The 13,400-nt window shown below is 63.5% G+C and carries 11 protein-coding genes and 1 tRNA gene; 4 read left to right on the plus strand and 8 right to left on the minus strand.

Annotated features, from left to right (window positions below; genetic code table 11):
- On the minus strand, positions 1 to 1,119 hold a 1,119-nt coding region (locus tag JHD73_RS15260; RefSeq protein ID WP_199031119.1), incomplete at its 3' end, for a helicase-related protein.
- Positions 1,120 to 1,241: 122 nt separating this feature from the next.
- On the opposite strand from JHD73_RS15260, the gene argA reads away from it, so the two are divergent.
- Positions 1,242 to 2,597 carry an amino-acid N-acetyltransferase gene (gene argA, locus JHD73_RS15265; RefSeq protein ID WP_316680822.1) on the plus strand — a complete coding sequence of 452 codons (1,356 nt, stop codon included), beginning with the start codon at positions 1,242 to 1,244 and terminating at the stop codon, positions 2,595 to 2,597.
- A 107-nt stretch (positions 2,598 to 2,704) separates the two neighbouring features.
- A complete protein-coding gene (locus JHD73_RS15270) occupies positions 2,705 to 2,977 on the plus strand; it encodes an oxidative damage protection protein (RefSeq protein ID WP_199031121.1) in 273 nt (90 codons plus the stop codon).
- 73 nt (positions 2,978 to 3,050) lie between these two features.
- Here JHD73_RS15270 and JHD73_RS15275 read toward each other — a convergent pair whose 3' ends face one another.
- Both JHD73_RS15275 and rpiA read right to left on the minus strand, forming a co-directional pair.
- Positions 3,051 to 4,595, minus strand: coding sequence for a methyl-accepting chemotaxis protein (locus JHD73_RS15275; RefSeq protein ID WP_199031122.1), 1,545 nt, complete (start codon positions 4,593 to 4,595; stop codon positions 3,051 to 3,053).
- 222 nt (positions 4,596 to 4,817) lie between these two features.
- Positions 4,818 to 5,504 carry a ribose-5-phosphate isomerase RpiA gene (gene rpiA, locus JHD73_RS15280; RefSeq protein WP_199031123.1) on the minus strand — a complete coding sequence of 229 codons (687 nt, stop codon included), beginning with the start codon at positions 5,502 to 5,504 and terminating at the stop codon, positions 4,818 to 4,820.
- A 150-nt stretch (positions 5,505 to 5,654) separates the two neighbouring features.
- Between rpiA and tal the strand changes: the two genes are divergently transcribed.
- Positions 5,655 to 6,614 carry a transaldolase gene (gene tal, locus JHD73_RS15285; RefSeq protein ID WP_199031124.1) on the plus strand — a complete coding sequence of 320 codons (960 nt, stop codon included), beginning with the start codon at positions 5,655 to 5,657 and terminating at the stop codon, positions 6,612 to 6,614.
- A gap of 15 nt (positions 6,615 to 6,629) precedes the next feature.
- On the opposite strand, the gene JHD73_RS15290 is transcribed toward tal, so the two are convergent.
- Genes JHD73_RS15290 through rnr form a run of 3 tightly spaced genes read right to left on the minus strand, consistent with a single transcriptional unit; the run spans position 6,630 to position 10,774 of the window.
- Positions 6,630 to 7,379, minus strand: coding sequence for an NAD-dependent deacylase (locus tag JHD73_RS15290; RefSeq protein ID WP_199031125.1), 750 nt, complete (start codon positions 7,377 to 7,379; stop codon positions 6,630 to 6,632).
- Positions 7,376 to 8,131 carry a 23S rRNA (guanosine(2251)-2'-O)-methyltransferase RlmB gene (rlmB, locus tag JHD73_RS15295; RefSeq protein WP_199031126.1) on the minus strand — a complete coding sequence of 252 codons (756 nt, stop codon included), beginning with the start codon at positions 8,129 to 8,131 and terminating at the stop codon, positions 7,376 to 7,378. The genes JHD73_RS15290 and rlmB overlap by 4 nt, the downstream gene beginning before the upstream one ends.
- Before the next feature lie 48 nt (positions 8,132 to 8,179).
- The gene (rnr, locus tag JHD73_RS15300) at positions 8,180 to 10,774 is read right to left on the minus strand and encodes a ribonuclease R (RefSeq protein ID WP_199031127.1); all 2,595 of its coding nucleotides are present in this window, start codon (positions 10,772 to 10,774) and stop codon (positions 8,180 to 8,182) included.
- A 70-nt stretch (positions 10,775 to 10,844) separates the two neighbouring features.
- Between rnr and JHD73_RS15305 the strand changes: the two genes are divergently transcribed.
- Positions 10,845 to 10,929: transfer RNA gene (locus JHD73_RS15305), tRNA-Leu, on the plus strand.
- A gap of 372 nt (positions 10,930 to 11,301) precedes the next feature.
- On the opposite strand, the gene JHD73_RS15310 is transcribed toward JHD73_RS15305, so the two are convergent.
- Positions 11,302 to 11,874, minus strand: a complete 573-nt coding sequence (locus JHD73_RS15310) for a phosphoribosyltransferase (RefSeq protein WP_199031141.1) — start codon at positions 11,872 to 11,874, stop codon at positions 11,302 to 11,304.
- A gap of 127 nt (positions 11,875 to 12,001) precedes the next feature.
- Positions 12,002 to 13,342: an adenylosuccinate synthase gene (locus JHD73_RS15315; RefSeq protein ID WP_199031128.1), complete on the minus strand. Its 1,341-nt coding sequence runs from the start codon at positions 13,340 to 13,342 to the stop codon at positions 12,002 to 12,004.
- Between the last annotated feature and the right edge of the window lie 58 nt (positions 13,343 to 13,400).

Here is a 13,400-nt window from a genome sequence, read left to right on the forward strand (position 1 = left end):
GCGTGCCAGCCCCGTATCGACCACGTAGCGGATACCCGGCACCGTGAGCGAGGTCTCAGCCACGTTGGTTGCCAGCACAATGCGCCGCGCGTTGGACGGGCGGAACACACGTTCCTGCTCCTGCACCGACAGGCGCGCAAACAACGGCAGGATTTCGGTATGCGCCGGATGGTGCTTGCGCAGCGCCTCGGCCGCCTCGCGGATCTCGCGCTCGCCCGGCAGGAAGATCAGCACATCGCCGGAGCCTTCGCGGGCGAGTTCGTCTACCGCATCGACAAGCGCTTCATAGAGATCGCGCTCCTTGTCCTTCTCGTCGCGCTGGACGGGGCGGTAGCGCACCTCCACCGGATACAGCCGACCGCTGACTTCAATGACTGGCGCCGGACCCTTGGGACCGGCAAAGTGCTCGGCAAACCGCTGCGCATCGATGGTCGCCGAGGTGATGATCACCTTCAGGTCCGGCCGGCGCGGCAGGAGTTGCTTGAGATAGCCGATCAGGAAGTCGATGTTGAGGCTGCGTTCGTGCGCCTCATCAATGATGATCGTGTCGTAGGCGCGTAGCAGCGGATCGTTCTGCGTCTCGGCCAGCAAGATGCCGTCGGTCATCAGCTTGACCGACGCACCGGCCGACAGCGTGTCGTTGAAGCGCACCTGGAAACCCACGTGCTCGCCCACGGGCGTGCCAATCTCTTGCGCGATGCGCTTGGCCGTGGACGTGGCTGCAATCCGGCGGGGCTGCGTATGGCCGATCAGGCCGGTGCCGCCCGCGCCGATACCCCGCCCGATCGACAGGCAGATCTTCGGCAACTGCGTGGTCTTGCCCGAGCCGGTCTCGCCGGAGACGATCACCACCTGGTTGGCGGCGATAGCCTCGGCGATCTCGTCGCGACGGGCCGAGACGGGCAGCGCCTCGGGAAACGTGATCGGCGGGACGCGGTTGGCACGTGCGCGGCGGGCCTCCAGCGCGGCCGCGAGCTCTTCCGGCGTAGGCTTCGGACGGCGCTGAGGACGACCATTGCCACCCGGCTTGCGCTCAGGCTGCGGGGCGTCTTTCGGCGATCGTTGGGAGGGTGCCGCCGGGTGTCGTGACCGGGGCGGCTGGGCATGGGAATCTGACATCGGGCGGGATTATAATCCGCGCATCTTTCCTGCACTGGCCGCCATCGGCCAATGCCCTGCGCCACACTCCCCATCCGCCCGTGACCGCTCGCTCCTCCACTCCCGCCTCCGGCGTCTCGCTGGTGGCGCACACGCCCGCCCCCGTCGACGTCTCCCCGATCCCGCCCACGCCCGAACAGCAGCAGTTCGTGGACTGGCTGCGCGAGGTGGCGCCCTACATTCATTCCTTTCGCGACAAGACCTTCGTCATCGGCTTTGGCGGTGAACTGGTCAAGGCCGACATGCTCGGGGCGCTCGTCAACGACGTCGCCCTGCTGCACGCCATGGGCATGCGCATCGTGCTGGTGCACGGCTCGCGCCCGCAGGTGGAAGAGCAACTCGCACTGCGCAACGTGCAGACCCAGTTCGTGGATGGTGTGCGTGTAACGGACAGTGCCGCGCTGGAATCCGCCAAGGAAGCCTCGGGCGAACTGCGCCTGGATATCGAAGCCGCCTTCAGCCAAGGCTTGCCCAATACGCCGATGGCCGGTGCACGGATGTCGGTGGTGTCGGGCAACTTCGTGACGGCGCGGCCGGTTGGCATCGTCAACGGCGTGGATTTCCAGCACACGGGGCTGGTGCGCAAGATCGATGCAGAGTCGATCCAGCACTCGCTGGCCAACCGCAAGATCGTGCTGCTCTCGCCGCTGGGCTTTTCGCCCACGGGGCAGGCGTTCAACCTGTCGATGGAAGATGTGGCGGCCAATACGGCCACGGCGCTCAAGGCCGACAAACTCATCTTCATCACCGAGTTGCCGGGCATCATGGACCGCGTCGGCAAGCTACAGCAGGACCTGTCGATGGAAACGGCCATCGAGCGCCTGCGCGACGGCAGCCTGTCGCACGACACGGCGTACTATCTGCAGCACATCGTCAAGGCGATGCGCGGCGGTGTGCGTCGGGCGCACGTGATCCCGTTCGCGCTGGACGGCAGCATCCTGCTGGAGCTGTTCCTGCACGACGGCGTAGGCACCATGGTGTCGCACACCGACCTGGAATACCTGCGCGAGGCCACGCTGGATGACGTGGGCGGCATCGTCTCACTGATCGAACCGCTGGAAGCCGACGGTACGCTGGTGCCGCGCGAGCGCCGGCTGCTGGAGCGCGACATCGCCAACTTTTCAGTCATCGAGCACGACGGCATCATCTTTGGCTGCGTGGCGCTGTATCCCTATCCGAAGGACGGCATGGCGGAAATGGCCTGCCTGATCGTCTCCCCCGACAGCCAGGGCACCGGCGACGGCGAACGCCTGCTCAAGCACACAGAAGTTCGCGCGCGCGCACTGGGCCTCAAGCGCCTGTTCGTGCTCACCACGCGCACGGAACACTGGTTCCTCAAGCGCGGCTTCGTGCGCGCCACGGTGGATGATCTGCCGGAAGACCGCCGCAAGCTCTACAACTGGCAGCGCCGCTCGATGGTGCTGATGAAGAAGCTGTAAATCCTTGGCGCGCGTCGTGGAATCCGAGCCTGGCGGCGCACGGCCTTTACAATAGCGGCACCTGCGCTGCGCGAGAGCGGCGCTCCCGCCACACAAGAGGAATCCCCATGGCCCGCATGGTCCACTGCATCAAACTCGACAAGGAAGCCGAAGGCCTCGACTTCCCACCGCTGCCCGGCGAACTGGGCAAGAAGATCTGGCAAAGCGTCTCAAAGGAAGCCTGGGCCGGCTGGCTCAAGCACCAGACCATGCTGATCAACGAAAACCGCCTGAACATGGCGGATTCGCGCGCGCGCCAGTACTTGCTCAAGCAGACTGAAAAGTACTTCTTTGGCGACGGCGCCGACCAGGCATCGGGCTACGTGCCGCCGTCGGCCTGATCTGCCAGGAACAACGAAAAAGCCGTTCAGTTTGCGCTGAACGGCTTTTTTGCTTTTGGCATCTACCGGGCACTTACGCCGGTGCGGTGGTGCCCTCCAGCTTGAAGATGGCCACGGCACGGCGCAGAGCATCGGCCTGGTCGGCCATGGCCTGCGCGGCTGCCGACGCCTCCTCCACCAGTGCAGCGTTTTGCTGGGTCACTTCCTCGATCTGGCCCACAGCGATGTTCACCTGCTCGATACCGGTGCTCTGCTCCGCCGAAGCCGAAGAAATCTCCGTCACGATTTGCGTCACGCGGTGCACCGAGGCGACGATGTCGTCGATGATGCTGCCCGCTTCGCGCACCAGCTTCGCCCCCGCCTCCACGCGCTCCGTTGACTGGCCAATCAGCCCCTTGATCTCCTTGGCCGCTGACGCACTGCGTTGTGCCAGCGTACGCACTTCACCCGCCACCACGGCAAAGCCGCGGCCTTGCTCACCGGCGCGTGCAGCCTCCACCGCCGCATTCAGCGCCAGGATGTTGGTCTGGAACGCAATGCTATCGATCACGCCGATGATCTCGCCGACCTTGCTGGAGCTCTCGGAGATGCCCTGCATGGTCTGCACCACATCGCTCATCACCTGACCGCCACGCGCAGCCGTGTCCGACGCGTGACCGGCCAGCGTGGAGGCCTGCACGGCGCTTTCTGAATTGCGGCGCACGGTGCTGGTCAGCTCACCCATGTTGGCGGCGGTCTCTTCCAGCGACGCCGCCTGCTCTTCCGTGCGCGACGACAGGTTCAGGTTGCCCGAGGCGATCTGCGCACTGGCGGAAGCCACGCCCTCGGCGTTGCGACGCACTTCGCTCACCACATTGGCGAGACTGCGCTGCATGTCCTTGAGCGCGCTGAGCAACTGACCGATTTCGTCCGTGCCGTGCGCCTCAAACGGCTGTGCCAGATCACCGTGCGAAACGGCGCTGGCAACATCCACCGCGCGCGACAACGGCCGCGTGATCGAGCGGCTGAACAGGAATGCGCCGCCCAGTCCCAATCCAAACGCTGCCAACATCAGCACCACGCTGACCACCAGCGCGGTATGCGCAGCCTCGGCGGTCTTGGCTGACACAGCCTTGCTTTCTGCCGCGATCTCCCTGGCGGCTTCATCCAGCAAACGCGCCGGTTCGCGGTCCACGCCGGCTACGACCTTGTCGCCCACCGTTGGATCAAACGACGCCGCCACGAACATGTCATGGCCCTTGCGATAGCCCTTGCCCATCTCCGCATGAGCGGCGGCAAACTGAGTGATCAAGTCACGGCTCTTGCCAGCCGGCAACGACGCTTGAAGCGCCTTCGCCTGATCGGCCACAGCCTGTTCACCGTTGAGGAAGGCACCCCAGTATTTGTCCAGCTTGTTCGGGTCTTCACCGCGCAGCAGGGTGTCTTTCCATTCCTGCACCTGGGTCTTGAAGGTGACGAGCATGTTCGTCACTGCGCGTTCGTCAGCCACGCGCGCCTGCACCGTGGTGTTGTATTCGACGATCGAGTGGTTGAGCGAGGCAATGCCGTAGATCGCCCCGGCAAACATGAGCAGCAACGCGGCTGCAAATGCCAGAGGAAGTTTGATCGCGAGTTTCATGGGTGTTCCGGTAAGACGACATCTTGATCGGCAGCAGACCTGCCACGACGCTCGTCTTATCGGCCACTTAACGCGTCACTTAACCCTGTTTTCAACGACGTAACAATCTAAATCGTGCACGTGCGAAGCACTTTTCACGATTGCCGATCCAAAGTGGAGAAAGCGGCATAAAAAAAAGCTGCTCACTTGCATGAGCAGCTTTTTCTTGGTGCAGAAATCCGATCAAAAATCGCGACGCTGCACACCGGCTTCCGTGCCCAGCAGCAGCACATTTGCACCGCGCTTGGCAAACAGGCCAACCGTCACCACACCCGGAATATCGTTGACCACCGATTCCAGGCCCTTCGGATCAGCAATGCGCAGGCCCGACACGTCCAGGATCACATTGCCGTTGTCGGTCTTGTAGATCTGGCCTTCCTTGGTCATGCGCAGGCGCGGCTGCCCTCCCAGCGCAGCGAGTTGGCGCGCCACGGCGGCACGTGCCATCGGCACCACTTCCACCGGCAGCGGGAACACGCCCATCGTCTCGACCAGCTTGCTGCCATCGGCAATGCAGACGAACGTGCCGGCCACCGATGCGACGATCTTCTCGCGCGTGAGCGCACCGCCGCCGCCCTTGATCATGGCGCCCGAGGCGTCGATCTCGTCGGCGCCATCCACATACACGGGAATTGCGTCGACCTCGTTTAGATCGAGCACAGTGAAACCATGACCTTGCAGGCGGCGCGTCGAGGCTTCCGAACTCGACACCGCGCCGGCAAAGCGTGCCTTGTGCGGTGCCATCGCGTCGATGAACAGGTTGGCGGTCGAGCCGGTGCCGACACCCAGCACGGCGCCCTCGGGCACATTGGCCAATACGTAGTCTGCGGCGGCCTGCGCCACCAGCGCCTTCAGTTCATCTTGCGTCATCGCAAAAACTCGGTCGGGATCGGAAAACCCGGTAGTGTACCGGATCAACGTAACGGCCCTCCTCCGGCTGGCGGCGCCAAACGTGCGGAGTACAATCGATTCATCCTTCACCTACCAGCGCAACGCTGGGCTGCATCTCGGACTCGCTTTATGACTCAGCTCGATCAACTCAAGCAGTTCACCACCGTCGTCGCCGACACGGGCGATTTCCAGTCCATGCGCGCCTATGCGCCGCACGACGCGACCACCAACCCATCACTGATTCTCAAGGCCGTGCAGAAGGCCGAGTACCGTCCGCTGCTTGAGCAAGCCGTGCGCGATGCGCGCAGCGACAGCACGGAAGACATCATCGACGCGGTGCTGGTGGCGTTCGGCTGCGAGATCCTGTCGATCATCCCGGGCCGCGTGTCGACGGAAGTCGATGCACGTCTATCGTTCGACACGGAAGCGACGGTCGCCAAGGCCAAGCATCTGATCTCGCTGTACGAGGCGCGTGGCGTGGCGCGCGAGCGTGTGCTGATCAAGATTGCTTCAACGTGGGAAGGCATTCGTGCAGCGGACGAACTCCGCGCAGAAGGCATTCGTTGCAACATGACGCTGCTGTTCTCGCTGGCCCAGGCCGTGGCGTGCGCGGAAGCGGGCGTGCAGCTCATCTCGCCCTTCGTCGGCCGCATCTACGATTGGTACAAGAAAGATGCCGGCGCCAACTGGGACCCGGTCGCCCAAGGCGGCGCAAACGACCCTGGCGTGCAGTCTGTCCTGCGCATCTACAACTACTACAAGAAGTTCGACTACCCGACCGAGGTGATGGGCGCGAGCTTCCGTAACATCTCGCAGATCGTCGAGCTGGCCGGCTGCGACCTGCTGACGATCAGCCCGGACCTGCTCGCCCAACTGCAGCAGTCCGATGCGCCGGTCGAACGCAAGCTGTCGCCGGACACCGCCAACGCAGCCAACATCGTGCGCCTGCCCGCTGATGAAAAATCGTTCCGCTGGCAGATGAACGCCGACGCCATGGCGACAGAAAAGCTGGCCGAAGGCATCCGCCTGTTTGCAGCGGATGCGATCAAGTTGGAAGCGTTGATTGAGCCGCTGCGCGCGGCAGCGTAGGAAAGCTTTTAGTCGTTACCCCAGCATGGCGGGCAAGCACACGCCCGCCGGCTGGTGGATCACCAGATCCGCCGTCGCATCCAGTGCGCTCGGTTCCGGATTCACGACGATCACGCGGGCGCCATGGTCTTTCGCCAGACCCGGCAATCCGGCCGCCGGATACACCATGCCCGACGTACCCACCACCAGGCACACATCGCACGTATTGGCCGCTTCTTCAGCGCGGTAGTTCGCCACCAGCGGAAGCTGTTCGCCAAACCACACCACACCCGGACGCAGCATCGCGCCGCATGTCGCGCAGCGGGGTGGTCTGCCCGGCTCGGCGGTTGCCACATCGCATTTACCGCAACCGCCCAACCATTTGTCGACGAACAGGTTGCCGTGCAGCTCGATCACGCCTTCGCTGCCGGCACGTTGATGCAGGCCATCGACGTTCTGCGTGACCAGCGTCACCGTCTTACGCTTGGCCAGCGCGGCAATGGCAACGTGCGCCGGATTCGGCTGGGCCTGCAGTACACGCTCACGGCGTTCCTGGTACCAATCCCACACCATGCGCGGATGCTTGCGATACGCCGCTTCGGTCGCCATGTCTTCCGGGTTGAAGCGCGACCAGAGGCCGGTCAGCGCATCGCGAAAGGTCGGCACGCCGGATTCAGCCGAAACGCCCGCGCCTGTGAGCACCATGATGCGCTCGGCGGCGTTGATCCAGGCGTGCGCCTGGGCAAGTGCAGCCGCGTCGGATGCGGCCGTCGGTTCGGTGCTCATCCCTTCTTGGTGGGCGCGGTGGCGCGCTGGCGCACAGCCTCGAACAGGCACACGCCGCTGGCCACGGACACATTCAGGCTTTCCACACTGCCCGCCATCGGAATGCTGACCAACGCATCGCAGGTCTCACGCGTCAGGCGGCGCATGCCCTCGCCTTCGGCGCCCATCACGATGGCGATGGGGCCCTTGAAGTCAGCTTGGTAGAGATCCTGCTCGGCTTCATCAGCAGTGCCGATCACCCACACGCCGCGCTCCTGCAGCTCGCGCAGCGTGCGCGCCAGGTTGGTCACGGTGATGTACGGGACGGTCTCGGCGGCGCCGCTGGCCACCTTAGCAACCGTGGTGTTGATGCCGACGCTGCGATCCTTGGGAGCGATCACCGCGTGCGCACCGGCTGCATCGGCTACGCGCAGGCAGGCGCCCAGATTATGCGGATCGGTCACGCCGTCGAGCACCAGCAACAGCGGCGTGCCCTCAATGCTGTCGAGCAGCTCATCCAGGTTGAGTGCCAGCGAAAGCGATTCCGCCTTGGCAACCACACCCTGGTGACGGTCAGTGCCGGCAATGCCGCGCAAGCGGTCATTGTCGGCCGGAATCAGGCGCACGCCCGCTGCTTCCGCCGCTTTCAGGAAATCCTGCATGCGACGGTCGCGGCGGTTGGCCTCGAAATAGATTTCGTCGATCGACTTCGCGTCGTGGCGGAGCCGGGCGGTAACGGCATGGAAGCCGATGAGGAGCTTGGATTTAGACATGGCGCGATTGTACCCGTCTGCCCTCGCTCCTCAGGGGTTTTCCAGGGGTCAGCGCCCCTTGGACGACTTCCGCGGTGCCTTGGCCGGCGCTTTGCGTGCGGTGGTCTTGGCACCGCCCTTGGGCTTGGGCGCACGCGTTGCCTGCTTCTTGCGAGCCGGCTTGGCATGCGCGTGGCCCGGCGGCTGTGCACGCGAGCCCGGCTCGAACACCGGCTGCTCTTCGAAGACGCGGTCGAGCGTCTCGTCGAACGACTCCTCCGGCTTGGCCGTACCGCCCAGCAGCGCCGCCAACTGACGCGGCTTTTTGCGGCCGACCGGCGGCGCGGGCTTAGCAACAGCGGGCTGGCGGCCTGCCGTGGCTTCCGGTGCTCCTGCCACCTTGGTCGGACGCAGCGCCTTGGCCGATGGCTCCTGGATCAGGCGGAAGTCCATCTTGCGGGCATCCAGATCCACGCGCAGCAACTGCACTCGCACGCGATCCGTCAGGCGGTAGCGGATGCCCGTACGTTCGCCGCGCAGCTCATTGCGGGCTTCGTCGTACTGGAAGTAGTCGCTCCCCAGTTCGGTCACGTGCACCAGGCCCTCCACATACAACTCGTCGAGTTGCACGAAGATGCCAAACGACGTGACTGCGCTGACGGTGCCCGAGAACTCGTTGCCAAGCTTGTCGCGCATGAAGTAGCACTTGAGCCAGGCCTCGACATCGCGCGAGGCCTCGTCGGCACGACGCTCGTTAGCCGAGCAATGCACGCCAAGCTCATGCCAGATCGCCTCGGCCTTGGCCTTATTGACAACGGCGACCGGCACGCCCTTCTCGGCTTCCGCCTGCAGGCGGCGCGCCTTGGGCGACAGTGCGCTGTTCAGTTGCACGCCAGGCGCCAGCGACGGCACATAGCGCGTGTGATGCAGGATCGCCTTGATGGAACGATGCACCAGCAAGTCCGGATAACGACGGATCGGGCTGGTGAAGTGCGCATAGGCCGGGTACGCCAGACCAAAGTGACCGATGTTGTCCGGGCTGTAGACCGCCTGCTGCATTGAGCGCAGCAGCATGGTCTGCAACATCGGGGCATCGGGGCGCGCGGCGATCTTTTCCATCACCTCCGCATAATCAGACGCCTGCGGCTTGTCACCGCCGCCCAGCGTCAGGCCGCTGGTCTTCAGGAAGGCGCGCAATGCCTGCAGCTTTTCTTCCGTCGGGCCCGCATGCACGCGGTACAGCGCTGGATGCTTGTACTTCTCCAGCATCTCGGCCGCGCAGACGTTGGCCGTCAGCATGCATTCCTCGATCAGCCGGTGCGCATCGTTACGCGTGCGCGGCAGGATCTGCTCGATCTTGCCTTGCGCGTTGCAGACGATGTACGTCTCGGTGGTATCGAAGTCGATCGCACCACGCTCGCGGCGCGCCTTGAGCAACGTCTGGTACAGCTCGTACAGGTCTTGCAGATGCGGCACCAGCGGTGCGCGCTTGGCAGCCTCCGGGCCCTTCACGTTCGACAGGATCGACCAGACCTCGTTGTAGGTCAGGCGCGCCTTCGAGTGCATCACGGCCGGATAAAACTGGTAGGCCTTGATCTCGCCCTTGGCGCTGATGACCGCGTCGCACACCATGCACAGGCGATCCACCTCCGGATTCAGCGAGCACAGTCCGTTGGAAAGCTTCTCCGGCAGCATTGGAATCACACGGCGCGGGAAGTAGACCGAAGTGGCGCGATCAATGGCGTCAGCATCCAGCGGATGCCCAGGCCGAACGTAGTGCGATACGTCGGCAATCGCCACGATCAGGCGCCAGCCTTTGCCGCGGCCGATCTTCACGGGCTCGGCATACACCGCATCATCGAAGTCGCGTGCGTCTTCGCCGTCGATGGTGACGAGCGGCACATCGCGCAGGTCGATGCGGCCAGCCAAATCGGCATCACGCACGGCATCCGGTAGCGCTTCGGCCTCGCGTTGGGTCGGCTGAGAAAATTCATGCGGCACGCCGTACTTACGCACGGCGATCTCGATTTCCATGCCCGGGTCGTCAATCTCGCCCAGCACCTCGACCACGCGACCGATTGGCTGCACGTAGCGATCCGGATATTCCAGGATCTCCACGCTCACCACCTGGCCAACCTTGGCCTTGCCCTGCCCCTTGGGCGCAATCAGGATGTCGCGACCCAGGCGCTTGTCTTCGGGCGCCACCACCAGCGTGCCGCTCTCCGAGAGCAGGCGGCCGATGATGCGCTTGTTGGCGCGCTGCAGGATCTCGACGATCTGCCCTTCAGAACGCCCGCGGCGGTCGTAGCCAACGGCACGCACCAAGGCGCGATCGCCGTGCATGGCCTTCTGCATTTCGCGCTCGGGCAGGAAGATATCGGGCTCGCCATCATCACGGACGAAGAATCCGAAGCCATCCCGATGGCCAATCACACGGCCTTCGATGAAATTGGGTTGGTGCGCCAGTTCATAGCGCCCTTTGCGGTTGAGTTCGATCTGACCATCCCGCTCCATGGCGGTCAGACGCTTGATAAAGCCGTCGTGCTCTTTACGAGTGACCGACAGCGTCTTAGCGATATCGGTGGCAGACAGCGGAGACCCCGAAGTGCGCAGCACACCGAGGATTTCCTCGCGGCTCGGGATCGGATAAGTCGGCTGATTCAATTTTTTCTTCTAGAGTGTTGACAGGTTCGACAGAACCCGTAATAATTACAGCTTCGGTACACGCACACCTGCCCAGGTGGCGGAATTGGTAGACGCACTAGTTTCAGGTACTAGCGGGTAACTCCGTGGAGGTTCGAGTCCTCTCCTGGGCACCAGAGTTTAGGAACGGCGCAACGCAAGTTGCGCCGTTTTTCTTTTCCGTGATCGGATTGCTGTTGTTCAGTAGCTGACGCGGCATTCCGCGAAGGACGACAGGCATTGTGTCTTGGCTATCACGCCGGGGCTGAGCCAGGATCACCGGCTCGCACATCCCAGGCGCTGGGTGGGTTCGAGGCCCGGCGCATCCATCAAGACGCGCCACGCTTCGATCATCCGCACAGTCCGCATTGGCCAAATTCTGCAAAGCCAGTCCGCGCGCGGGTTTCGGGCCCGTGTTGCGACCCGTCACGTGAGGTTACCGAAGTGGCACGCACGGCGCAAGCCGCACACGCCACTCTCCTCTTGCTTCGACGCAATCCACCAACGAATCAAGCCGCTGGCGCTTCACCGTTGCCCGCCGTACGCGCCTTACCGCGCTTGATCCATGCTGCCAGATTGTGCGGGCGCAGCGTATCGTATTCCTCGAACGGCTGGTGGATCCACGGGTTGGTCGGCAGGAACTGCACAGCGTAATCCGGTTTGATCTTCGAACACGCCTTGTGCCACAGCACAGCGGTGCGCACATCGGTGACGGCGGGATAGCGCTCCTTCAGGTGGCGCCCCACGCGCTCAAGCGTGATGCCCGAATCCACCAAGTCGTCGACCAGCAGCACGCGCCCCGACAGCTCGCCGCGCGTCATGGTGATGTACTGAGCGATATCGAGATCGCCCTGCTGCGTGCCCGCTGCCTCGCGATAGCTGCTCGTGGCCAGAATGGCCAGCGGCAGGTCATAGATACGGGAGAGCTGATCGCCCACGCGCAGACCGCCACGCGCCAGGCACAGGATCTTGTCGAACTTCCAGCCCGACTCATGCACAACCAGCGCCAAGCGCGCAATCAGGCCGTGATAGTCGTCCCAGGATACCCACAGGTGCGAGTCATCGTTGATCGGCTGGTTCATCGTGTTCCTCTTCTTGATCATGAATGCGGCGTGAGTTGCCGCTGTCGTGTTCTGTAAATACGCTGCTGAATGCAAACTCGCCCGGCGAATCACCGGGCGAGTCAGTCAAATGCGTGAGTGCAGCACGTCAGTCCTTGTACGGATGACGCAGCAGGATGGTCTCATCACGGTCTGGGCCGGTCGAGATCATGGCGATCGGAATGCCAGCCACCTCTTCCACGCGCTTGAGATACGCCTGAGCGGTCTCGGGCAGTGCGTCCCATTCCTTCAAGCCGAAGGTCGACGTGTTCCAGCCCGGGAATTCTTCGTAGATCGGCTGGCAGCGCGCCACGGCATCCGAGCCACGCGGCAGAATATTGACTTCCTTGCCGTCGAGCTTGTAGCCAACGCACAGCTTGATGGTTTCGAGGCCATCGAGCACGTCGAGCTTGGTGATGCACAGGCCCGACACGCCGTTGATCTGGATAGCACGACGCAGAGCGGCAGCATCCAGCCAGCCCGTGCGGCGCGGACGCCCCGTGACCGAGCCGAACTCCTTGCCGACGTTAGCCAGACGCACGCCGGTCGGGTCCTGACGCGCGGGGTTATCCGCGTCGTACAGCTCGCTCGGGAATGGGCCGGAGCCCACGCGCGTGCAGTACGCCTTGGTGATGCCCAGGATGTAGTGCAGTTGGCCCGGACCCACGCCCGCACCGGCGGCCGCATTACCAGCCACGCAGTTGCTCGACGTGACGAACGGATAGGTGCCGTGGTCGATGTCGAGCAGCGTGCCTTGCGCGCCTTCGAACATCAGGTTCTTGCCGGCAGCGTTAACGGCGAACAGCTCAGCCGACACGTCCGTCACCATCGGTGCAAGGCGCTCACCGTACGGCAGCATCTCGTCCAGCACTTGCTGGAAGTCCAGCGCCGGGTGGTTCAGATACTGCGTCAGGACGAAATTGTGGAAGTCGAGGTTCTCGCGCAGGCGCTCAGCAAAATAGGCCGGATCGAACAGATCCTGCACGCGCAGAGCACGGCGAGCCACCTTATCTTCGTACGCCGGGCCGATGCCACGACCCGTCGTGCCAATCTTGGCGGCACCACGCTTGAGTTCGCGCGCCTTGTCGATAGCAACGTGGTACGGGAGGATGAGCGTGGCGGCTTCCGAGATGCGCAGGCGGTTCTGCACCTGTACGCCGGCCAATTCCAGCTCGTCGATTTCCTTGAACAGCGCCTCGGGCGAGAGCACCACACCGTTACCGATGTAGCACGCGACGCCATCGCGCATGATGCCCGACGGGATCAGACGCAGAATCGTCTTCTTGCCGCCGATGATGAGGGTATGGCCTGCGTTATGTCCGCCCTGGAAACGAACCACGCCTTGCGCATGATCGGTCAGCCAATCGACGATTTTCCCTTTACCTTCGTCACCCCACTGGGTGCCGATGACGACGACATTGCGTCCTTGGCTCACTGCTGGTGCGGACATGTTGAATTTGCAGATGGGTTAAAAACGTATTCTACCCTTGTTGTCAGGGTCTTCCCTG

This window comes from Ralstonia sp. ASV6 (assembly GCF_016429285.1).
Lineage (GTDB): Bacteria > Pseudomonadota > Gammaproteobacteria > Burkholderiales > Burkholderiaceae > Ralstonia > Ralstonia flaminis.

Bases quoted from the DNA above. Each gene is read 5' to 3' on its own strand.
- JHD73_RS15270 (WP_199031121.1), top strand. From the start codon at position 2,705: ATGGCCCGCATGGTCCACTGCATCAAACTCGACAAGGAAGCCGAAGGC.
- JHD73_RS15275 (WP_199031122.1), bottom strand. From the start codon at position 4,595: ATGAAACTCGCGATCAAACTTCCTCTGGCATTTGCAGCCGCGTTGCTG.
- rpiA (WP_199031123.1), bottom strand. From the start codon at position 5,504: ATGACGCAAGATGAACTGAAGGCGCTGGTGGCGCAGGCCGCCGCAGAC.
- tal (WP_199031124.1), top strand. From the start codon at position 5,655: ATGACTCAGCTCGATCAACTCAAGCAGTTCACCACCGTCGTCGCCGAC.
- JHD73_RS15290 (WP_199031125.1), bottom strand. From the start codon at position 7,379: ATGAGCACCGAACCGACGGCCGCATCCGACGCGGCTGCACTTGCCCAG.
- rlmB (WP_199031126.1), bottom strand. From the start codon at position 8,131: ATGTCTAAATCCAAGCTCCTCATCGGCTTCCATGCCGTTACCGCCCGG.
- JHD73_RS15310 (WP_199031141.1), bottom strand. From the start codon at position 11,874: ATGAACCAGCCGATCAACGATGACTCGCACCTGTGGGTATCCTGGGAC.
- JHD73_RS15315 (WP_199031128.1), bottom strand. From the start codon at position 13,342: ATGTCCGCACCAGCAGTGAGCCAAGGACGCAATGTCGTCGTCATCGGC.